Source organism: Enterococcus sp. DIV0574 (genome assembly GCF_051711125.1).
In the GTDB taxonomy this organism is placed as follows: domain Bacteria; phylum Bacillota; class Bacilli; order Lactobacillales; family Enterococcaceae; genus Enterococcus_D; species Enterococcus_D gallinarum.
Genome location: NZ_JBIOMA010000001.1, coordinates 2,637,615 through 2,659,522, shown reverse-complemented (window position 1 = coordinate 2,659,522; position 21,908 = coordinate 2,637,615). Strand labels below are relative to the sequence as shown.

At 41.0% G+C, this 21,908-nt stretch carries 18 protein-coding genes; 15 read left to right on the top strand and 3 right to left on the bottom strand.

The window, feature by feature from the left end; all coding sequences use genetic code 11:
- Positions 1 to 405 precede the first annotated feature (405 nt).
- The 6 genes from IGJ45_RS12790 (at position 406) to rbsK (ending at position 6,488) form a co-directional block, all read left to right on the top strand.
- A complete protein-coding gene (locus IGJ45_RS12790; RefSeq protein WP_349703645.1) occupies positions 406 to 1,212 on the top strand; it encodes an alpha/beta hydrolase in 807 nt (268 codons plus the stop codon).
- A 296-nt stretch (positions 1,213 to 1,508) separates the two neighbouring features.
- Positions 1,509 to 2,534, top strand: a complete 1,026-nt coding sequence (locus IGJ45_RS12785; RefSeq protein ID WP_003125597.1) for a LacI family DNA-binding transcriptional regulator — start codon at positions 1,509 to 1,511, stop codon at positions 2,532 to 2,534.
- 233 nt (positions 2,535 to 2,767) lie between these two features.
- A complete protein-coding gene (gene rihC, locus IGJ45_RS12780; protein WP_081131945.1) occupies positions 2,768 to 3,685 on the top strand; it encodes a ribonucleoside hydrolase RihC in 918 nt (305 codons plus the stop codon).
- An 11-nt stretch (positions 3,686 to 3,696) separates the two neighbouring features.
- Positions 3,697 to 5,067 (top strand): C4-dicarboxylate transporter DcuC, encoded by a 1,371-nt coding sequence (gene dcuC / locus IGJ45_RS12775; RefSeq protein ID WP_349703644.1) that lies wholly within the window; start codon positions 3,697 to 3,699, stop codon positions 5,065 to 5,067.
- Positions 5,068 to 5,071: 4 nt separating this feature from the next.
- Entirely contained in the window at positions 5,072 to 5,572 is a 501-nt protein-coding gene (locus tag IGJ45_RS12770) for a GNAT family N-acetyltransferase (RefSeq protein WP_171917279.1), read from the top strand.
- A 4-nt stretch (positions 5,573 to 5,576) separates the two neighbouring features.
- Entirely contained in the window at positions 5,577 to 6,488 is a 912-nt protein-coding gene (gene rbsK / locus IGJ45_RS12765; RefSeq protein WP_349703643.1) for a ribokinase, read from the top strand.
- 148 nt (positions 6,489 to 6,636) lie between these two features.
- Here rbsK and IGJ45_RS12760 read toward each other — a convergent pair whose 3' ends face one another.
- A complete protein-coding gene (locus IGJ45_RS12760) occupies positions 6,637 to 7,728 on the bottom strand; it encodes a GntR family transcriptional regulator (RefSeq protein WP_096710731.1) in 1,092 nt (363 codons plus the stop codon).
- Between the two features lie 201 nt (positions 7,729 to 7,929).
- On the opposite strand from IGJ45_RS12760, the gene IGJ45_RS12755 reads away from it, so the two are divergent.
- The 6 genes from IGJ45_RS12755 (at position 7,930) to IGJ45_RS12730 (ending at position 14,394) form a co-directional block, all read left to right on the top strand.
- Positions 7,930 to 8,817: a carbohydrate ABC transporter permease gene (locus tag IGJ45_RS12755; RefSeq protein WP_103300226.1), complete on the top strand. Its 888-nt coding sequence runs from the start codon at positions 7,930 to 7,932 to the stop codon at positions 8,815 to 8,817.
- Positions 8,818 to 8,830: 13 nt separating this feature from the next.
- Positions 8,831 to 9,697, top strand: a complete 867-nt coding sequence (locus tag IGJ45_RS12750) for a carbohydrate ABC transporter permease (protein WP_003125605.1) — start codon at positions 8,831 to 8,833, stop codon at positions 9,695 to 9,697.
- A gap of 18 nt (positions 9,698 to 9,715) precedes the next feature.
- Positions 9,716 to 10,975, top strand: a complete 1,260-nt coding sequence (locus IGJ45_RS12745; protein ID WP_176332942.1) for an ABC transporter substrate-binding protein — start codon at positions 9,716 to 9,718, stop codon at positions 10,973 to 10,975.
- The gene (locus tag IGJ45_RS12740; RefSeq protein ID WP_349703642.1) at positions 10,972 to 12,015 is read left to right on the top strand and encodes a glycoside hydrolase family 76 protein; all 1,044 of its coding nucleotides are present in this window, start codon (positions 10,972 to 10,974) and stop codon (positions 12,013 to 12,015) included. The genes IGJ45_RS12745 and IGJ45_RS12740 overlap by 4 nt, the downstream gene beginning before the upstream one ends.
- A gap of 207 nt (positions 12,016 to 12,222) precedes the next feature.
- Positions 12,223 to 13,512 carry a glycoside hydrolase family 125 protein gene (locus IGJ45_RS12735; RefSeq protein ID WP_113849336.1) on the top strand — a complete coding sequence of 430 codons (1,290 nt, stop codon included), beginning with the start codon at positions 12,223 to 12,225 and terminating at the stop codon, positions 13,510 to 13,512.
- A gap of 12 nt (positions 13,513 to 13,524) precedes the next feature.
- Positions 13,525 to 14,394, top strand: coding sequence for an ROK family protein (locus IGJ45_RS12730; protein WP_349703690.1), 870 nt, complete (start codon positions 13,525 to 13,527; stop codon positions 14,392 to 14,394).
- Between the two features lie 189 nt (positions 14,395 to 14,583).
- On the opposite strand, the gene mgrA is transcribed toward IGJ45_RS12730, so the two are convergent.
- Positions 14,584 to 15,582 carry an L-glyceraldehyde 3-phosphate reductase gene (gene mgrA, locus IGJ45_RS12725; protein WP_113849338.1) on the bottom strand — a complete coding sequence of 333 codons (999 nt, stop codon included), beginning with the start codon at positions 15,580 to 15,582 and terminating at the stop codon, positions 14,584 to 14,586.
- Positions 15,583 to 15,758: 176 nt separating this feature from the next.
- The gene (locus IGJ45_RS12720) at positions 15,759 to 16,973 is read right to left on the bottom strand and encodes an amidohydrolase family protein (protein WP_311809700.1); all 1,215 of its coding nucleotides are present in this window, start codon (positions 16,971 to 16,973) and stop codon (positions 15,759 to 15,761) included.
- A gap of 153 nt (positions 16,974 to 17,126) precedes the next feature.
- Here IGJ45_RS12720 and IGJ45_RS12715 point away from each other — a divergent pair, with 153 nt between their 5' ends.
- The 3 genes from IGJ45_RS12715 (at position 17,127) to IGJ45_RS12705 (ending at position 21,886) form a co-directional block, all read left to right on the top strand.
- The gene (locus tag IGJ45_RS12715; RefSeq protein WP_349703641.1) at positions 17,127 to 19,265 is read left to right on the top strand and encodes a glycoside hydrolase family 65 protein; all 2,139 of its coding nucleotides are present in this window, start codon (positions 17,127 to 17,129) and stop codon (positions 19,263 to 19,265) included.
- 382 nt (positions 19,266 to 19,647) lie between these two features.
- Positions 19,648 to 20,439, top strand: a complete 792-nt coding sequence (locus IGJ45_RS12710; protein WP_349703640.1) for a MurR/RpiR family transcriptional regulator — start codon at positions 19,648 to 19,650, stop codon at positions 20,437 to 20,439.
- 4 nt (positions 20,440 to 20,443) lie between these two features.
- The gene (locus IGJ45_RS12705; RefSeq protein ID WP_029486467.1) at positions 20,444 to 21,886 is read left to right on the top strand and encodes a glycoside hydrolase family 1 protein; all 1,443 of its coding nucleotides are present in this window, start codon (positions 20,444 to 20,446) and stop codon (positions 21,884 to 21,886) included.
- Positions 21,887 to 21,908 lie beyond the last annotated feature (22 nt).

Sequence of the window (21,908 nt, the reverse complement as noted above, 5' to 3'; positions counted from 1 at the left end):
TATTTGTTCAACTTATGCCACAGTTTTTTTTATGAAAAAAACAAAAATCTGTTATGTATGATTGAAAATATGATACGATCATATGTAATCGTTTTATTGTGATTGCTGGGAAGGATTATGAACAGGTCTTACAGCAAATGGGATTCTTTTTCCTCGGGATTTTCATGGGGCGATTGCTGCCGCGTACCAGATTGAAGGAGCCTGGAATGAAGGGGCAAAGGACTTTCGATCTGGGATACCTATTCTCAAATTGTCGGCAACCCCTTTGAAAAAACCAAGAGAAATTCGCCATCGATCGTTCCTTGACTTGACAAGTAACTACAGCTGGTCTAAAAATCTAGTATACTCATCTACAAATCAAAGAACCAGTTGTTAGCAAAATTATCATGAAATGAGGCAATTACTATGATCCATGAAGTGATCCAACCGTTTTCTAAAAGTGAAGCAACGCTTACTACCTATGTGATTGACAACTCTGAAGAGATGGAGCAGGATCGGTTGCGACCGGCAATCATTATTTGTCCTGGCGGAGGCTATGAGTTTTTATCAGACCGTGAGGCTGAACCCATAGCAATCAAGATGATGAGTTTTGGGTTTCAGGCATTTGTTTTCCACTATAGTATCAAACCCCATGTGTACCCATTAGCATTGCAAGAGCTTGCTGCGAGCGTTCAATTGATTCGCCAAAATCATTCACAGTGGCACGTTGATCCGGAGAAAATCATTGTCGCGGGCTTTTCGGCTGGTGGGCATTTAGCAGCAAGTTTGGGCGTATTTTGGCAAGAAGACTTTTTAACAGAAACATTGTCAGGAGCCAATCACGAATGGCGCCCAAATGGGTTGTTGCTAAGTTATCCGGTTCTTTCAAGCGGTGAATTTGCTCATGAAGGGTCTTTCCGTGCTCTTTTAGGAAACCGTTATGAAGAACAAAAGGCGCAGCTTTCCCTTGAAAAGCAAGTAAGTCGCAACACACCACCAACATTTTTATGGCACACATTGGAAGATGGTCTGGTACCGGCAGAAAACAGTCTCTTGTTTGCAAAACAACTGCGTAAGTTTGACATTCCTTATGAATTACACATTTTTCCTAGAGGTGGGCATGGTCTAAGTCTCGGAACCAAAGAAACGGCCAGTGGTGGCGAACACGCCATTGAAGACTCGGTGGTTCGTTGGCCCGAGCTTTTTGCCGATTGGGTTCGATTTAATATTTAGTTAGAACCAAGATCACTCACGCTAAGAATGATTAAACTAAGGAAACGTGTAAAAGAACAGGACCGGACTTCTCGAAACCCAAAAGAACGTCCGGTCATTGTTATGTTTCATGGGTGCTGTATTTTAAAAACGCAATAGGCGCTCTTTACGTAGGTGAATTCCAAATACTCATGTCAGAAAAAATAGCCAATCGTTTGACTCTGAATGTCTTACATAAACAGAGCTATGATAGAATAGAGAAAGGACGAACCTTAAGGACTGGCGTAGAATAAAACAGGAAAGCGAGGAGAAGAAGAGTGAAGATCCGCTTGAAAGATATCGCTGAAGAAGTAGGCGTCTCAATCGCTGCTGTCTCACAAGTCTTAAATGACAAACCGATTCGCATCTCGGAAAAGAAAAAACGCTTGATCAAACAATTAGCGAAGGAAAATAATTATTCGCCTAATATTGCGGCAAAAAGTTTAGTGCTAAACAAAACAAATACGATCGGATTGGTCATACCAGACATCAATAATCCTTTCTTTGCACAATTAGCAAAAGTACTGGAAGACCAGTTGCGAAAAATTGGTTACCTTTTGATTTTAGTCAATTCAGATGATCACTTTGCGGCAGAGAAAGAATTGATTCAATTATTGATCGATCGTAATGTGGATGGACTGTTACTAGCCCTTTCGAGTGAATCTTATACTTACGAAGAAGAGTTGAAAGAGTTTTTAAGCAGTATTTCTGTACCATTGGTGCTGGTTGATCGAGGGTTGGATAATTTTCCGGTTGGACAAGTGTTTTATAATAATCGACAAGGCGGCTATCTTGCGACCATGGAATTGATCAATAATGGCCATCAAAACATTGGTATTATGATGAACCCCGATAAAAATATCAACTGTATTTATCGCTACCAAGGATATCTGGATGCTCTGAAAGAAGCGCAGCTGCCCCAGCAAGAAAGCTGGCGGGTGGTCACAAAATTTCAGTTTGAAGATGCTTATGACAAAGCAGACCAGCTTTTGAACAATCAAGCAATCACCGGTATCGTGGCGGGAAATGATTTGATTGCTTTAGGGATCATGAAAAGAGCCAAGGAGTTAGGAATCAATATTCCAGAAGAAATGTCCATCGTTGGCTATGATAATTTGATTTTAAATGATTTATTAGAAGTACCACTTACTTCTGTCGAACAAGATGTGACAGTTCTGGGGGAAAAAGCAGTTGCTTCTTTATTATCAGCGATGAAAGAACAAGCGCCGCGTTATCTTCAATTGACGCCAAAAATCGTACGAAAAAAAAGCGTTGGCAAACGGTTGGAATCAAAGATAGAATGAAAAAGGTAATCGTTGTGTTTATATCAGGAGGTAGCTGTTTAACTGATCAACACAACGATTGTCTAGGTTAGAATTCAGCGCAAATTTATGGAAAGCTTTTTTGTATTCGTTATTGACAGCGCTTTACATAAGTGGTATTCTTTGGGAGAACAAATGATAAAACGTTTTATCAAACGTTTTTATTTTTAGCCAATTGATAAAACGTTTTATCAAAAAACGAAAGGGGTTTACTTATGAACAAAGCAGTAATTATTGATACGGATCCGGGAATTGACGATGCAGTAGCATTAGGAATTGGCTTGTTCAGTGATCAGTTAGACGTGAAATTAATCACGACAGTTGCTGGAAACGTAGGGATCAATTATGTGACGGAAAATATGTTGAAGTTGCTGACTTTTTGGAACTTGAAAATTCCTGTGGCCCAAGGCGCAGCTGGACCTTTGCTTCGTGAAGTAAAAGATGCCAGCGATGTTCATGGTGTAACAGGAATGGCAGGGTACGAGTTTCCAACACCAAATCGCAGTTGTTTATTGGAAGAGAGTGCCGTTGAAGCCATGCATCGCACATTGATGGCTTCTGCAGAGAAGATGACGATTATCGCAATCGGACCACTGACTAATATTGCACTTCTTCTTAAAACGCATCCTGAAGTCAAAGAAAGAATTGAAGAATTGGTTTTAATGGGTGGTGCGCTAGGCAGAGGAAACTTTGGTATTTTGTCAGAGTTCAATATCGCGATTGATCCGGAAGCAGCCAAAATCGTTTTTGAAAGCGGTCTTTCGCTAGCAGTCGCACCATTAGATGTCGGGTTGAAAGCACTGGTTTATCCTGAAGACAGCGAAAAAATCAAAGACATGAATCAAACTGGAGATATGATGTACCACCTTTTCAAGAAATATCGAGGTGGAAGTTTTGGTACCGGATTAAAAATGTACGACAGCTGTGCTTTAGCTTACGTTCTTTGTCCGGAAATGTTTGAGATCAAAGAAACCTTTGTCGCAGTAGAAACAAAAGGGGAGTATACTTCTGGCGCTACGATCATCGATCTGAACAATAAACTTGGCAAAGAAAAGAATTGCCGTGTCTGTGTCGATGTCGATGAGAATAAATTCAAGGAATGGTTTTTACATGCAATCAGTCAGTGTAAATAGGAGGGGAAAAAATGATTGAAGCAATTTTAGTATTAGTTGTTTTAGGTATCGTTGGTTATTTTATTATTAAGAGTTATAATCCAGCGCTTATTTTGATTATCGGTGCGATTGTCTTATTAGGTGCGTCGGTGGCATTGGGAAATCCTCTCTATCCTGAAGGAGAAGGAGCTGGTCTGGCTTTCTTTGATATTTTTCTGAAACTGAAAGACACGATCATCTCACAAGTTAGCTCAGCAGGATTAGTGATCATGATTTTATTTGGCTATTCCGGCTATATGAATTTGATTGGTGCCAATCAAAAAGCGGTCAATATCTTAGTCAAGCCAATGACCAAAATCAAATCCAAAGCGTTGTTTATACCGATTGTTTTCCTGTTAGGAAATTTGATGTCTCTAGTTGTTCCAAGTGCCTCTAGTTTAGCAATTATTTTAATGGCTATTTTGTATCCGCTCTTACAAGGTATTGGAATTTCATCAATGACAGCAGCAGGGGTCATTGCAATGACCGCAACGATCATGCCAACACCATTAGGAGCAGACAATGTGATTGCTGCACAAACGTTGGATTACAACATTCTGACTTATGTGCTGTATCATGCGAAGGTCTCGATCCCAACCTTACTTATTTTAGCTGTTGTCCACTACTTCTGGCAAACGTATTGCGATAAAAAGGAAGGTTCAGAAGCGTTTGTCGAGATGAAAGAAGTTGAAAGTGCGGCGGATGAAAAAGTTGTCCCGACATTTTATGCCATTTTGCCATTATTACCTTTAGTCTTGATCATTATCGTTGGAATTATTGGTATTTTTAGAGAAAATGTGACGATGGACATTTTTGTTTTGACAATGATCTCATTCTTCGTAGCATTGATCATTGAAGGGTTCCGTAAGAAATCATTTAAGATTGCCCAAGAAAGTGCAGTCGAACTGTTCAAAGGAATGGGACAAGGTTTCAGCCAAGTCGTTATGTTAGTAGTTGGGGGTTCCTTATTCACCACAGCGATTCAAAGTCTAGGCGTGATCGATTCTTTGATGAGTGCGGTTGAAAACTCTCAATCTGCCGGTGTTCTAACCACACTGATTTTCAGTGGCGCGACAGCGTTATTTGGTATTTTGAGTGGTGGTGGATTAGCCATGTTCTATGCTGTGATCGAGCTGATTCCCAATATTGCCCAAAAAGCCGGTATCGATGGTATCTTGATTGCGCTGCCAATGCAAATGATTGCTAACTTAGCGCGGACGATTTCACCAGTTGCAGCAGTTGTCATGATCGTTTCGTCATCGATTGGTGTGAGTCCGGTTCGTTTGCTGAAACGGACCAGTGTTCCTACGATCATAGGAATTATCCTAGTAGTTGTCTTGTCGCTGTTGTTACTGCCTTATTGATTTGATGGATAAGTTAATATATGCATGCCATGAAGAACTGGATGAAATTTGGCAGTTGTTTGTTGATGCAAAAAAAAATATGGAGACACAGGGGATCTGCCAATGGACAAGCAGTTACCCTGATAAGGAGATCGTCAAAACAGATATCTGTAAAAAACAATTACTGATTCATAAAAATGAATCAGGAGAAATCGTTAGTGCAGGAACCCTTAGTCCAGAATTTTTGGCGCAAGAAGAGAGTCATGGGTATAATGAACATACAAAATGTATCCAAAGGCTCGTGACAAAAGCATCAGAAATGGGGAATGGGTTGGGCTCGGCTTGGTTGAAAACTTGTCTAAGAGACTTTTGTAAAGCAGGGGATGCCATTTATTCTCTGACCAACCATACGAATAAGCCGATGCAGCACTTATTTGAGAAAACCGGTTTTTCTTTGATAGAGACAACTTCTGTTACGGGTCGCGAAGCGTTTGGCCCGTTCTATATATACAAAAGAAATAGGTGATTTAGTGGGTAAAATAGCAGTTTTGGGCAGTGTGAATATGGATATTGTTATCACGACTGGGCGAATGCCAAAAATTGGCGAAACGATCATAGGAGATCAAATTGATTATTTTGTCGGCGGGAAAGGGGCCAACCAAGCAGTTGCAGCCGCCCGTTTTGGCGGAACAACGACATTCTTAGGAAAAATTGGTCAAGATACGTTTGGGGAAAAAGTCTATCGACACTTAAGTGAAGAGCAACTGGATGTCCAGTCAGTTGCACAAGAAAAAAATATCTTTACTGGTATCGCAAGTATTTTTAAATTACCGCAAGATAATTGCATCACTGTAATCTCCGGTGCCAATGGACTGGTAGATCGTGAATATGTAGATCAAATAGCTGATAAAATCATAGAAAGCGATGTTTTGCTGGTACAAATTGAGATTCCGGTAGATACGCTTCGGTATGCGTTACAGCTCGCAAAGGAAAATGGCGTGACAACACTACTGAATCCCGCACCTTATCATGATATCGTAGGGGAATTACTGCCTTATGTCGATATCTTAACGCCAAATGAGACGGAATTTGCCGCATTGATCGGTAAAGAATTGATCCCTGAACCTGAAATCGAAGCAACGATTCTAGCTTGGCAGCAAACGCACGCTACCAAATTGGTAGTGACACGAGGCAGTCAAGGGGTAAGTTTCGTTGATTCCGGTAAAATCGTGACCGTGGCATCAAAGAAAGTGACCGTCGTTGATACTACCGGTGCAGGAGATACCTTCAATGGTATCTTAGCGGCTGCATTAAGTGATGGGGTGCCATTTAAAGAAGCGGTCGTTTTAGCGAATCTTGGTGGAGGACTTTCTGTTCAAAAATTAGGTGCCCAAACGGGGATGCCTACAAGAAAAGAAGTCGCAGTCATCGAGAATAACTAAAAGGAGGACTGTCTAGTTTAAAGAATGACAGCTATCCCAATAAACACACCTCCGTTCTGACTCGTTCAGCGAGTCAGAACGGAGGTGTGTTTTTTTGTCTATTTGTAGTCGGATCGCTAATGTACTGCTTCGATAGAGGAACAGACGATCATCTAGAAATAACGGAATCTCCTTCAATCAACCGATAGCCGAGGTTGATCTTTTCAATCGTATCAGGATGAGCAATTTTTGTCAGTAAAAGATCAATGGCATGCTTGCCGATGGCTGTTTGGTCTTGCTCGATATGAGTGAAAATAAAAGCATTCAAGTCAAAAATGTTGACGGTAGGATGGTCAAAGCAAACAACTGAAAAGTCATGTGGGACTTGCCTTCCCAATTGTTCAATCGCACTCTTGGCAAGTAAAGCAATATTGTATTCTGTGGTAAAAAGAGCTGTGATCTCTGGGTTCTTTTGAAGAAAGGCCACGATAAGTGCCACATCATCTTCGATCTTGCGAGAAGAACTGGGGACCACAGAGTCGATCCTCGACAAAATTTGCTTTTGGCTGACAGCCCGGTTGGCATCCACATGCGCAGAGAGAAAACCATTGACTCGTTCATCAATCGTTGAAACACTGCTATCGGAAGTAATCAAGCCAATCTTGTCATGGTGTTTGGCAAAGAGATAATTTGTCAATTCTTTTGCAGCAGCAAAGCTATCCGTTTGCACACTGCAGATCGGCAAATTTGCCATCAGACGATCAATTACAACGATCGGGAAATTTTTAGAAATCAATTCTAAGATTTTTGGCGAGGTATATTCTGATGATGTCGGCAGTAGGATCAAACCCTGAATGCCCATTTCAATCAATTCTTGGATCAACTCATTTTCGCGATCAGGATCACCATAACTGATCTTGACGATGAAATTGATTTCTTCAGCATTTGTTTCTAGAACTGTTCGCAGTATTTGAGCACCAAAAAAGTCTGTAAAGTTGGTGATGATCAATCCGAAAATGAGTTTGTTCGGAACAATGTCTGCCTTCTTATTTGTGACAACGACAGAACCTTTTCGAGGCTTTCTGACAATGTAGCCATCCTCTTTTAACAGATCCAGTGCTTTTTTGACCGTGATCGTACTAACACTATAGGTAGTTGATAATTCTTTTTCAGTAGGCAGTGTGTCATTGATTGCGACAGTGCCTGTTTCGATTTGATGTTTCAAATCTTCATAAATCGTTTGGTACAAAGGTTTACTCATGCATGCGCCTCCATTTCTCAAAAAATAAAAGAACTATTTATGTATATATTAAATATATTATATTAATAAAGCAAGCAGTTTAATCAAAAAAAACTTTTTATGAAACCGTTGACATATCCTTTTTAATTCTATATAATTCGCTTGTAAAGATATTTAATATATTAAATAGTTTTATATTATATTTAATAAGGGGGTTAATAAATGGAGTTAGGAAAGAAAAAGAGAGGGATCAATGAACAGCAAAACATTGCCTATGTATTTATTCTGGTTCCTGTTCTTCTACTAGTTGTTTTTGCAATTATCCCGATAGTGATGGCACTTTTCTATAGTTTTACCGATTATACGATCATTGAAAGCCCCAATTGGATCGGTTTAAAGAATTTCACGCGTATCTTTCAAGATGAATTTTTCTTTATTTCCTTAAAGAACACTATCGTCTACACCTTACTGTATGTGCCATTGGGATTAGTCGTCTCTCTAGCAGCCGCCATGTTGCTGAATCGCAAAATGAAGACCACCAGTCTTTTCCGAACATTTTTTTACTTGCCAGTCTTATGTTCATCGGTGGCTACAGCAACCATTTGGTATTGGCTCTTAAATCCACAGTATGGTTTGCTCAATCAGTTGCTTGGTTTGATTGGAATCAATGGTCCAGCTTGGCTGTATAGTTCCAATTGGGCGATGACTGCAATCGTCATTATGAGTGTCTGGATGAGTTTTGGCGGAAACATGATGATTTTCTTGGCGGGTTTACAAGGGATCAATCCTGCTCTTTATGAAGCAGCAGATATTGAAGGCGCAAATGCGTGGCAAAAATTTAAGAGTATCACTTGGCCCCAATTATCCAAAACAACATTCTTAGTTAGCACACAATTGATCATCGGCGCTTTCCAAGTATTTGACCAAGCCTATATGCTGACAAAAGGCGGACCTGGAAATTCCACAATCACCCTTGTTTACTATATTTATAATAAAGGATTTGGTGGACTAGAAATGGGGTATGCTTCTGCGCTGTCATTTATCTTGTTCATGATCATTTTCATTTTTTCACTGGTGAATATGCGTTTGACCAATACAGAAACAAACTAAAGGAGAAAAAACGATGGCTAAAACAAAACATATGCAGTCATTCATCTGGTATTGCTTGGTGATTCTGATCAGTTTGACAACGGTTCTGCCGTTTATCTGGACCTTGTCGACATCCTTTAAATCCGATAGCGAGATTCTCAGCGGATCGATGCAAATCATTCCAAGCCACTTTACTTGGGATCATTATAAAGAAGTTTTTGAAACGATGCCTTTCTTAAACTATTTAAAAAATTCATTGATATTAGCACTTGGGGGTGTAGCGACAAATTTATTTTTTGGTTCATTAGCTGGTTATTCTTTTGGTCAGCTGAAATTCAAAGGGAAGAAACCAATCTTTCTCGTTTTTCTAGCTTCAATGATGGTTCCAAGTATTGTCACAATGATTCCAACCTTTATTGTGCTTCGCGGATTCCCGTTGGCTGGAGGGAATGATCTAACTGGTACTGGTGGGTTAGGATTGATCAATTCCTATTGGGCAATCCTGCTTCCCGGAGCAGCAGGAGCGTTCTCGATTTTCTTTATGAAACAATTCTTCGAACAATTACCAAAAGAACTCGGAGAAAGTGCTCGAATCGATGGTGCAAGTGAGTTCAAGATTTTCTGGAATGTTTATTTTCCGCTAGCAAAACCTGCTTTGACAACGCTAGGTATTATGACTTTTCAAGCAGGCTGGAATGCCTTTATGTGGCCGATGATTGTCTTGAATGCAGATGAGATGAAAACGGTCCAAGTTGGACTGGCAGCTTTCCAATACAACTACAATACAAATTATGGTCCATTGATGGCAGGAACGATTTTGGCAACACTACCTGTTTTAGTTCTATTCATTTTTGCACAACGAAATTATGTACAAGGCATGGCAGATGCCGGTATCAAATAAAACGAAGGAGTGAATGTGATGAAAAACATAATCAAAGGATTGCTGTTAGTAGCAGCGATGACAGTGTTAGGTGCATGTGGTGGAGGCAATGATCAGGCAAGCAATGATGGAGCTGGCGGAAAGCAGAAAATCACTTTTTGGGGTTCTTGGAGTGGTGACCAAGTCGATCAGCTCAATCAATTGATCGATCAATACAATGATAGCCAAGACAAATACGAGGTGACCTACAAAGTTCAAGACAACGTTGAAGAAAAGCTGCTGACCGGAATGGCGGGTGGCGAAATTCCAGATGTTATCTTGTGGGATCGCGTCAATACAGCGATGTATGCCAAAAAAAATGCCTTATTGGATCTAGATGATTTGATCAAAAAAGACAATGTAGATATGGGCGATTTTTATGAAGAAACTGTCAAAGAAATGCAATACGACAATAAACAATATGGAATCCCACTTTTAGTAGACAACCGCTCTCTCTTTTATAACAAAACATTACTGAAAGAAGCTGGAGTAGAACCACCAAAGACTTGGGATGAGTTGTTGGATGTTGCGAAGAAAACAACAAAATGGGATGGAAAAACGTTAGTGCAAGCTGGTTTTTCTCTTGATGACGTTGGATTGTTCAATATGTGGTTGCAGCAAGCTGGCGGAACCATGCTGAACGCTGATAATACTGCCACTGCTTTTAATTCTGAGGCAGGAATGACCGTTCTTGATTTCTGGGATCAATTAATGAATCAAGCGAAGGTCTATCAACAAGGATTTAATGATGGATCTGATGCATTTGCAGCTGGTAAAGTTGCGATGACCTATAACGGACCTTGGGCATTAGCAGATTATGATAAAGTGGATGGCTTGGATTATGGGGTCGTCCCTCCAGTAACTGGACCAAATGGGGACAAAGGGGCGTTGACGGGTGGCTTTGGTTTAGTGATTCCCAAAACGGCCAAAAACCAAGAAGCTGCTTGGGACTTTATTAAATGGTGGACGACCAACCCAGATATCGGTGTCGAGTTTGCAAAAATTTCCACTTGGCTACCAGCAAATATCGAAGCAGCGCAAAATACCTACTTTACTGAAAATGAGAAGTACAAAGCTTTTGTGGAAACCATGGATTTTGCTAAAATTCGACCAACTGTTATGGGGTATTCCGATGTCGAAAAACTAGCCCTTATTCCACAATTAGAAAATGTCTTTTCTGGAAAAACAACGCCGCAAAAAGCACTAGAAAATGCTCAACAACAAGGTGACAAAATATTGAAAGAAGGATCAGGAGAATGACCGATTTTAACAAGTATGCCGATCTTGCACAAACAAGTATCGATTATTTCTATCAAGCAGCTTCCAAAGAACAATTTATGAACAACGTTTATCCATTGCGGGATGAGAAAGAAAATGAAACCTTCAATTACTGGTGGATCGCGCATTTAGTGGATGTACGCATTGATGCTTATCTGCGGACCCACGATATGGCTTACTTGCAGCAAGCAGAAGAAACCTATCATTACAATAAAGCAAGAAACCATAACACATTGCTGCATGAATTTTATGATGACATGTTGTGGAACGCATTAGCTGGATTACGTTTGTATGACTTGACTAAGAAAAAAGAATACCTAGCTGACGCCCGAGAAGTATGTCTGGATATTTTTGATACTGCTTGGAATGATCATATGAATGGCGGATTTGCTTGGAAACGCACGCAGCTTGACTATAAGAATACACCTGTAAATGCACCAATTATTATTCTAGCATTACGTCTGTATCAAGTTGAAGCCAATGAACGCTATCTGACTACAAGCCAACAGACACTGGAATGGATGAAAAAATATTTGGTACAGCCGGACACACAATTCGTAGAAGATGGTATCAATCGTAACGGCGATGGCAAAATCGATGTGCAATGGCAATTTACTTACAACCAAGGGGTCTATATTGGAGCATTGATAGAATTTTATCATGTGACTGACGATATTTCTTATTTAGAAGATGCAATCACTTGTGCCAAAACATCCTTTGAAGTTATTGGTAAAGATGGGGTCTTCAATGATGAAGGAGATGGTGGTGACATTGGATTGTTCAAAGGCATTGAATACCGTTATTTGAATCTCTTAGTCAAAGAAGCAGAAAAAGTGGGCTTAGACATAGCCTCCATCAAAGGATTTGTGACATCCAGCTGTGAACGCTTGTTAGAGCATAGTCAGAAGGAAGGACATCTGTTAGCTTACCGAGACTGGTTAGTCGCAGAAATTCCAACTAGTGTTTTCTTGTCTGACCAATTATCAGGGGTCATGGCATTAGAAAGTGCTGCAATCATTTAAAGTTTGAAGAGAAATATCAGTAGACAAAGCGAAAGGACTGGCAGCAGATTTTCAAGATCAGCGAAGGTTGGTTCATTCTTAGCAAATCGGGCATCGGATGGAGGATTGAACAGTCTTGAACATCAACTACCCGAAGCTTTTCGTTGCAGAAAGACCAGCGGCTTTGTCTACTTTTGTCGGCTCTTCTTTGTAAAAGGGGAAAAGAAGATGGGATACAGCGAAATACCGAAAGTAATTAAGAGTTTTATGGAGAAAATCACGTTGCTTTGTGGCGAAGACCATGCAAATTGGGCGGAAAACTTTAATGCGGCATTTGCCAATACCGTATTAACCACTGTCAAGAAGCAAGAAGATGGCAGTACCTTTGTTTTGACAGGTGATATTCCTGCAATGTGGCTGCGAGATTCAACCGCTCAAGTCCGTCCGTACCTGTGTTTAGCAAAAGATGATCAAGAACTGTCTGATATGATTGCCGGATTAGTCAAAAAGCAATTTATGTTTATCACTATCGATCCTTACGCCAATGCCTTCAATGAAACAGAAAATTTTGCCGGACACCAAGATGATCTAACCGAAATGAACGGCTGGATCTGGGAACGGAAATATGAGATCGATTCATTGTGCTATCCGATCCAGTTAGCCTATCTACTTTATAAAAACACCGGGCGCACCGATCACTTTGATAAAAACTTTATTGAAGGGGTCAAAAAAGTCCTAACCGTCTTTCGGACAGAACAAGATCACGCGCAGTCACCATATCAATTTGAGCGCCAAACAGAACGTCAAGAAGATACGCTGAAGTTCGCCGGCAAAGGAACCCCAGTTGCTAAAACAGGGATGACTTGGTCAGGATTTCGTCCAAGCGACGACGCTTGTGTCTATGGCTATTTGATTCCGTCAAACATGTTCGCTGTTGTGATATTAGGTTATTTGGAACTGATTTTCTCCGACATTTTAGATGTGCCTGAATTAGTGGCCGAAGCAGCCGATTTAAAGCAAGAGATCCAAGCGGGGATCGAAAAATATGCGTATACGACGAATCAAGCTGGCGAAACGATCTATGCCTATGAAGTGGATGGGTTAGGCAATGCCTCTGTCATGGACGACAGCAATGTACCTAACCTGATTTCTGCACCTTATCTAGGCTATGGCTCCATGGAAGATCCAACTTATCTAGCTACGAGAAAAACACTTTTAAGTGACGAAAATCCTTATTACTATCAAGGCGAATTTGCTAGTGGGATCGGCTCATCTCATACACCGCATAATTTTGTTTGGCCGATCGCGATGGCGATGACTGGATTGACGACACCAAACAAAGAAGAAAAAGCCCAAATTTTAGATCAGTTGGTAGCGATCGATGCAGGAACGCATTTGATGCATGAGGGTATCAATGTCAATGATCCAACGGATTACACTCGTGAATGGTTTTCTTGGGCAAACATGATGTTTTGTGAGCTAGTAATGGATTATTTCGATATTCGAGTAGAAAAGTAGGGATAGACAATGATGTATGGAGGCATAGAAGCAGGCGGAACAAAAATGAACTGTGCAGTAGCGGATCAAGAGGGGAAGATTATTGCTTCACAGCGAATCGCTACGAGAGAACCCGCAGAAACACTGGCCGAAATTTTCCGATTTTTTGATAGGTATGAGCTGGCCGCGATGGGGATCGGCAGCTTTGGTCCAATCGGATTGGATCCCAAGCAAGCCAACTATGGGCATGTTTTGGCAACACCTAAAGCGGGATGGCAAAATTTTGACTTTTTGGGGACGTTAAAACAACGCTATCCGATTCCAATGGTTTGGACAACAGATGTCAATGCAGCGGCCTATGGGGAATTAAAAAAAGGGGCTGCTCAAGACTGCGATACCTGTATTTATCTGACGGTGGGGACTGGGATCGGTGCCGGTGTAATCGTGAATAACCAGTTATTCCAAGGCAAATCTCATCCTGAAATGGGGCATATCCGGATCAAACGGCACCCAGAGGATTCATATGTCGGCACTTGCCCTTATCATCAGGATTGCTTTGAAGGGCTGGCTGCCGGTCCTTCCATCGAAGCACGAACGGGGCAAAAGGGAGAGACTCTTCTTGAAAATCATCCTGTATGGGAGCTGCAAGCCTATTATATAGCGCAAGCATTGGTCAATTATACATTGTCCTTTGTACCAGATAAGATTATTTTAGGCGGTGGTGTCATGAATCAGACCCACTTGCTGTCAAAAATCAGAGAAAAATTTTTGTTGGAACTAGGGGGCTACATTTCGATTCCAAGTGTAGAAGAGTACATTGTTCCATGGCAACTAGTGAATGAAAGTGGCATCAAAGGCTGCCTGCAATTAGCCATTGATTGGCAAAAAGAATCAATCAACTAAAATGTAGCAAAAAATGTAGCAAAAAAGAACCAAACGACCGTGAGGGTTATTGCATCGAAGCATTAATAGCTTCTGGACAATACACACTGCGGTCGTTTGATTTCTTTGTTGTTTGAAATGAAGTTTCCGCCATTTTACTCAATGCGGGGCAGTTCCCCCATGGGAAAGGCCAGCGAGCAAATCAAACGCTTATTTCTTTAAAAGCACTAAAATTTCATCGATCTTTTTTAGTTCTTCAGCAGAAAAAGTTAATTGGTCCAAAGCCCGGACATTTGCTTGTAGTTGACTCAAACGAGAAGCACCAATCAATACGCTAGCAACAGTCTCTTGACGCAACAGCCAAGCTAATGCCATTTCTGCCAAACTTTGTCCTCGCTCTTGAGCAATATCATTCAATTGTCTGACTACATTTAAGGTTGGAGCTACACGATCTTCTGTCAAAAAAGGACTATCTGAGCGATGCGCTCGAGAGTCTTCGGGAATACCATGCAGATAACGATCAGTCAATAATCCTTGTGCCAGAGGGCTAAAGACGATCGCACCTAATCCTTCCTCTTCTAAGACAGCTGTTAATCCATCTTCGATCCAACGATCAAACATATTGTAGCGAGGTTGATGGATGATAAAGGGGGTTCCTTGGTCCTTCAAAATCTTGGCGATTTCTTTTGTTTGTTCTGCAGAATAATTGGACACACCAACATAGAGGGCTTTTCCTTGCCGTACTAACAAGTCCAGTGCATGAGCCGTTTCTGCCAATGGTGTGTCTGGATCTGGGCGATGATGGTAAAAAATATCGACATAATCTAGGCCTAGACGTTGCAGGCTTTGATCACAGCTGGCAATCAAATTCTTCTTAGAACCCCATTCACCATAGGGACCAGGCCACATATAGTAACCAGCCTTTGATGAAATAATCAATTCATCCCGATAAGCCTGTAAGTCTTCTTTTAAAATGCGGCCGAAATTCTTTTCTGCCGATCCTGCAGGGGGACCATAGTTGTTGGCCAAATCAAAATGGGTAATGCCTAGATCAAAGGCTCCTAGGATCGTTTCCCGCTGTTTCGCAATTGGATCTGTATCACCGAAGTTGTGCCATAGACCAAGGGAAATTGCAGGAAGTTTTAAACCTGATTTTCCGACACGGTTATATGTCATGCGTTCATATCGTTGCATATTTGCAGTATACATAGTAATCCCTCACTTTTTGTATTCGCTATCATAAGTAAACCGAATAATCGGATCAGCGTCAAGCGAAATCAGCAAAAGAGAGGTGACCGAATCATTTTTTGTGCAACCATTGATTCGTAAAAAGCCGATTTCCTACATTTCTGTAGCAAATCGGCTTTTTTGTCAGTAATTATTGGTTATGCGTTGTAGATTGGTTGTCCTTTAAAGAAACTGCAGCTGACGTGACCTTTGCGGGCGACAAATTCAGCCGTTGAAGAAACAGGGGTCAAAAGAAAATCAGCAGAATCGCCAACTTTTGGCCATTGTTGATTTCCTTCTTGATCTAATGGCACTCTGCCATCTGTTACCAAGCCTAATGCCTGGGTCAATGCCTCTTGTGATTGAACGCCAAAAATCTCTAAATAACGAGCGAGCTTTTCTTGCAAGGAGCCGTCACCCAGTGATGACCAAGAATCATAAATATTGTCACAACCAATGTGAACAGCAACCCCATAACTTTGTAATTCTTTAAGGGGAGGAATCGTTCCCTGACTGATTGGAATACTTGAAACGATATGAATGTCCTGATCTGCTAAAGCTTGAAAAACTTCTGTGCGTTCAGCTCCTTCAAAATCATTTAAGCCAAAGGCATGGCTGATGAAGACATTGCCTGCCATAGCATATTCTTTGGTCAGCCGAATGATTTCTTTGATCGTTGCACGACCGGCTTCTTTGCGGTCATGCAGATGAATGTCTATGCCAACATTGCCTTTTTTTGCCAGCTCAAAGGTCGTTTTTAATGATTGCTGATAATCTTGATCTAATGTATAAGGATCGACCCCACCAATGAATGCAGCTTTACCAGTAGTTAATGCTTCTTCGATTAATGCGACGGCATTTGATCGCAGCAGACCGTGTTGCGGGAACAAAACAAGTTCCGAACCAAATGGTTTGTCAGCAAGCAATTCAGTTAGTGCATCAAAATAGCGCAGTTCAGTCATTGGTTCAATATCAATATGGGAGCGAAAGGACACGACACCATGAGGCAATTCCAAATCGATCAATTGTTGTGCCCGTTCTTTAATCGAAAGAGGCAATGCATCCAATTGAGGAATCTCTGTTTCAAAACGTTCTACTAAGTTGGCTGCCGGTGTGACAGGACGCCATGGAGTTCCTAATTTGCTTTTATCCAAATGGCAGTGTTTTTCAATCAAGCCGGGTAATAATAACTGGCCTTGACCATCGATAACAGTTATTCCTGGCGTGTCTTTCCATTCATCCATGGGAAGGATCTCGGTAATTTTTTCTTCACTGATCCCAATTGCCGCCCGTTTGGTTTGGCTGCCAGAGGACCAGCCATTTTCTTTGATGTAGCTTGTTTCCATTCGAATATTTGTTAGCCATAAATCCAAGTAATCGCCTTCTTTCAAGTTTGTTTCATGGTACCATACTCTGTCAGAAGAACCAAAGTAGATGCCCCTCCCAGCTGAAGTCGGATTCTTTGCAATGGGTGTTTAGTAGTGTAGGATAGAACTGAAAGAAAAAAGCGGAGGAGACGAACAGAGATGGACAAACGATTTTTATTGCAGGCACAAGAACTCTCTCACCAGAAACCGGAATATTTAGAAACGCTGTTCGCTGTGGGGAATGGTCAAATCGGTGTCCGAGCAGGGCATCCCCTTAAAGTGAATGCGAACTATCCTGGGAATCCCGGGGCTTTTGTCAATGGTTTTTTTGACAGTGAACCGATCCAATACGGCGAATGGGCTTATGGCTATGCTAAAGAACACCAAACCATCTGCAAGTTACCCAACCTGCGGGGGCTTTCTTTAAGCATCGGACAAGAGCAGTCGTCGGACAGCGTTTGGCAGACGGAACAAATCCAGCTGACATTAGATATGGCAGAAGGCATCCTTCATGAGTCTTACCATGTAGAAACCCCATTAGGAAAAAGCTTTGATCTTGAGATGCAATCTTTTGCCTCCATGACGCGCAGTGAATTTTATGTTTGTCGTTACACAATCAAAAATGCAAATTTCACAGAGCCAATCACTGTTTCCCATCCATTGGACCAGCGCTTCACAGTCAATCAAACAGATGATCCTCGTGTTGCGAATAAAGAGCATCAGCTTCTGAAAGAAGAGCATGGCGACTATGCCATTTGGACAGCCCCTCATAGTCAAAAAAAACTGGCGATTCGGGTGATAGGCGGCGATGGGCAAATCCAAACTGGAGAATCCCTGACGACGATTTTTCAACTGCGATTACAAGAAGCAGAGGGCGCACCCTTTTATCAAGAAGCGGTTGATTTTGAAACATTTGTTGCCGAACAGAGGGAAAGCTATCAGCAGTTTTGGGCAGCGAGTGATATCGAGATCACGGGTGATCAAGAACTACAAAAGGGGATCCGCTTCAATCTGTTTCACCTGAATCAGGGGGCAGGACGTGATGGCAGAACCAATTTTGCTGCCAAGGGGTTGACAGGTGAAGGGTATGAAGGTCATTATTTTTGGGATACTGAAATGTATTTGTTGCCTTTTTTTACTTACACCAATCCAGACACTGCGAAAGCATTGCTTACTTATCGAGCAACTATTTTACCGCAAGCGCAAAAACGGGCACAAGAGCTGAGCCAAGACGGTGCACTGTTTGCATGGCGCACCATTGATGGTCAAGAAACGAGTGCCTATTATCCTGCCGGAACCGCACAACTGCATATCAATGCCGATATCGTTTATGCTTTTCAACTCTATGAACGGGTCACAGGAGATGTCCGCTTTATTGAAGAAGTCGGCAGTGAAGTCGTTTTCGAAACGGCAAAATTTTGGTTGAGTTATGGTGATTTCATCGAAAAAGACGGCAAACCTTCTTTTTGTATCAATGGGGTCACCGGACCTGATGAATACAGTGCATTGGTCAACAATAACTTTTATACCAACAAAATGGCTCAAAACAATTTATATTATGCCATTGAACTGGCGAAACGATACGAAAAGCATATGGAACTGATCGATCAATGGCAGCAAGCCGCAGACCTCATGTATTTCGGTTATGATGCGTCTCGTGGACTTACCAAGCAAGATGATGAGTTTCTTGAACAATCTGTCTGGCCTTTTGAAGAGACACCAGCTGCTAACTATCCTTTATTGTTGCATTATCATCCGATGATAATTTACAAACATCAAGTCTGCAAACAAGCGGATACCGTATTAGCGCAAATGCTTTTTACGGGTGATTTTACCCTAGAACAACTAAAACAAGATTATCAGTATTATGAAAAAGTCACCACCCATGATTCTTCGCTGTCTCGTTCGATTTTCAGTGTGATGGCTAGTCGTATCGGAGAAACAGCAAAAGCATATCGCTATTTCATGGATACGGCATTGATGGATTTGACTGATCTGCAAAAAAACGTCGTCGATGGCATCCATGCGGCAAATATGGGAGGCAGCTGGCTAAGTTTGATTTATGGTTTTGCTGGTCTTTATTATGATGAAGGCATTCGCTTGTCCAATCACATACCAAAAGAAATAACAGAACTTGCCTTTAAGCTTTTTTATCAAGGGGAAGAATTGCGAATTACTTTAAAGGAAGGTAAAGTTGAGTGTCAGCTAGCTCCTGAAACTGAATTATTTATTGAACAAACTGGTAAAGACATCTGGGTGAGAAAAACTAGCAAAGAACATCTGAAAGAAGGTCTGTAAATAGAGCATGACAACATTCTATAATGAGCAGATGTCAGCAACCGCTCCGAGGTTGTAAGCCGTGAGCAACTGTTTGCTGGATCATTCGCAAGAATCAATTGGTAAAAAAACAATTGATTCTTTTTTTTTCGTAAAAAGGCCCCCATTTTATTCAAACACTATGCCCCAGCAATACGAACTGTCTAAAAGCTATCTTCAGGTGACATGCAATAAATCTTCTAATCAAGGAGTCGTGATTGATTGATAAACTGGAAGGGAAGGGCAACAAACTTAGTTGATTTCCTAGGATATTCCTTGTGGGTGCAAGATATGCACCCCATTTTTGTAAACGGATACGCTATACTATGGATACAATCAAACTTGGCCAAGGGAGATTAAAAAAATGGATAATAATCGATTGAATTTTATTTATAAGCTGAATCATATTGTGAACGAAAATGAAGTAGGAACAGTGGAATTTGAGTTGGCAAAATTTTTCTTGGATAACTTTAAGAGTGTGGCACGATGGAACATTTATCAAATTGCGGAAGAAAAGCATGTCTCGCGAGCTTCAATTAGAAGGTTTGCCAAACAATTAGGGTACGAAAATTTTTTGGAAATGAAAAGAAACGCAGAAACATTTGATGATGGCATCAGTGAATTTCAGAAATTTTATGGGTATGAGGATTTCTTGTCGAAGCTTCAAAGCAACATTGTTTCTTTAATGGAAGAACTCAGCTTACGCTTTAACACACAAGAAGTCGATCGCTTGGTTCGACTGATCAATAGCAATCAGGAGGTAATGATTTTATGCTCCAGCAATATCGCAGGGAGCGTCAAAACTTTTCAGCAACGGATGGTTATTTTTGGCAAACGAATCACATTGCTAACCTCAAAAGATGATCTAACTGTCGCATTAACCACTTATAAAGAGCCACTGATCATTGTTTTTTCACTTTCGGGTCTATTTGTTTCTTCCATGCTAGATGTATTTAAAGAGATTCCAGCAACAGCGATCATGTTTACCAACAACCGCAACCCAATTTACAATCGTTACTTTGACAAATTATATCATTTAAGTTCACAAACGCATGAGAAAGAAATCAATGAGTTGCTTTACTATACCTATGGCATTGATTTTGTCCTTGATTTATTATTCAACGGTTATTTACTTAAATATAAGAGAGAAGGCTAAGGTCATGCATTTTAAAGATCAACCAACATTTCCAGATAATTTTTTGTGGGGAGCATCAAGCGCTGCTTGGCAAGTAGAAGGCGCAGTGGCAGAGGATGGTCGTTCTACAGCGATCATTGACTTGAATAGTAAGAAAAAAAAGCCCTATACCGATAATTCGATTGCAGCTGATCATTATCATAAATACAAAGAAGACGTTCAATTGATGGCTGATGCAGGATTTACCTCTTATCGTTTCTCTATTGCTTGGCCTAGAATTTATCCAGATAATTCTGGTGTTCCGAATCAATTAGGCATTGATTTTTATAATCAGTTGATTGATGAACTCGTTGCTCATGGGATTACACCAATCGTTACCTTGTATCACTATGACATGCCGGTATGGGTAGATGAAGAGTTTAATGGTTGGTATGATCGTGGGATCATCGATGCCTTCGATCAGTATGTCAGAACTTGCTTCAATGCGTTTGGAGACCGTGTAAAATACTGGCTAGCAATCAATGAACAAAATATGCAGATCGTCTATGGTGATTGGTTAGGTGTCTGTAAGTATCCAGAGACGTGGTTCGAAGACAAATGGAGAGTCAACCATATTATGAATCTCTGTCATGCTAAAGCAGTTATTGCTTGTCATGAGTTAGTTGAGGATGGGAAAATTGGACCCGTTCCTGGGATGGTTCCGTTTTATCCTGAATCTGCTAAACCAGAAGATCAGATTGCAGCAATGAATGCCGAAGAATTAACCGAAAAAATTTGGAATGATTTCAATGCCAATCGTGAATACAATGGATTTATCAAACGTTACTGGAAAGAACACAATATTGATCCAGATATTCGCCCTGGAGACATGGAACTCGTTGCCCAAGCAAAAATTGACTTCTTTGGCATTAATTGTTATCGCAGCAATGTTGCAAAAGAATCACCAGCTGATTCACAACGTCAAGAAATTGGGTTAAATAAGTCTGGGAAAAAAGGAGAATTCGTTTATCCAAATTATCCAGGTATTTTTGCTCAAACAGTGAATCCATTTGTAGAGACCACGGATTGGGACTGGGAGATCGATCCAGTTGCCATGCGTTACTTATTACGCTATATGGAGGATCATTATCATTTGCCGATGATTATAACGGAAAATGGTTACGGTGCCCATGAAACGTTAGGAGAAGACGGCAAAGTCCATGATCAAGAACGAATTGCATTCTTGAATGACCAAATCTACCAAGTTGGTCTAGCCATTGAAGATGGGGCAAAAGTATTTGGTTACAATCCATGGTCCTTTACGGATTTATTGAGCACGGGAAATGGCATGGCAAAACGTTACGGGCTTGTCTATATCAATACGACAGATGACGAATTGCTTGATTTGCGAAGAATTCCTAAAGATTCTTATTATTGGTACAAAGAAGTGATTCATTCAAATGGGCAGTCCCTGAAACGTCCAGAGTGAGAAGGAAACGGGGTACAACTAT

Bases quoted from the DNA above. Each gene is read 5' to 3' on its own strand.
- IGJ45_RS12790 (WP_349703645.1), top strand. From the start codon at position 406: ATGATCCATGAAGTGATCCAACCGTTTTCTAAAAGTGAAGCAACGCTT.
- rihC (WP_081131945.1), top strand. From the start codon at position 2,768: ATGAACAAAGCAGTAATTATTGATACGGATCCGGGAATTGACGATGCA.
- dcuC (WP_349703644.1), top strand. From the start codon at position 3,697: ATGATTGAAGCAATTTTAGTATTAGTTGTTTTAGGTATCGTTGGTTAT.
- IGJ45_RS12770 (WP_171917279.1), top strand. From the start codon at position 5,072: ATGGATAAGTTAATATATGCATGCCATGAAGAACTGGATGAAATTTGG.
- IGJ45_RS12760 (WP_096710731.1), bottom strand. From the start codon at position 7,728: ATGAGTAAACCTTTGTACCAAACGATTTATGAAGATTTGAAACATCAA.
- IGJ45_RS12755 (WP_103300226.1), top strand. From the start codon at position 7,930: ATGGAGTTAGGAAAGAAAAAGAGAGGGATCAATGAACAGCAAAACATT.
- IGJ45_RS12750 (WP_003125605.1), top strand. From the start codon at position 8,831: ATGGCTAAAACAAAACATATGCAGTCATTCATCTGGTATTGCTTGGTG.
- IGJ45_RS12745 (WP_176332942.1), top strand. From the start codon at position 9,716: ATGAAAAACATAATCAAAGGATTGCTGTTAGTAGCAGCGATGACAGTG.
- IGJ45_RS12740 (WP_349703642.1), top strand. From the start codon at position 10,972: ATGACCGATTTTAACAAGTATGCCGATCTTGCACAAACAAGTATCGAT.
- IGJ45_RS12735 (WP_113849336.1), top strand. From the start codon at position 12,223: ATGGGATACAGCGAAATACCGAAAGTAATTAAGAGTTTTATGGAGAAA.
- IGJ45_RS12730 (WP_349703690.1), top strand. From the start codon at position 13,525: ATGTATGGAGGCATAGAAGCAGGCGGAACAAAAATGAACTGTGCAGTA.
- mgrA (WP_113849338.1), bottom strand. From the start codon at position 15,582: ATGTATACTGCAAATATGCAACGATATGAACGCATGACATATAACCGT.
- IGJ45_RS12715 (WP_349703641.1), top strand. From the start codon at position 17,127: ATGGACAAACGATTTTTATTGCAGGCACAAGAACTCTCTCACCAGAAA.
- IGJ45_RS12710 (WP_349703640.1), top strand. From the start codon at position 19,648: ATGGATAATAATCGATTGAATTTTATTTATAAGCTGAATCATATTGTG.
- IGJ45_RS12705 (WP_029486467.1), top strand. From the start codon at position 20,444: ATGCATTTTAAAGATCAACCAACATTTCCAGATAATTTTTTGTGGGGA.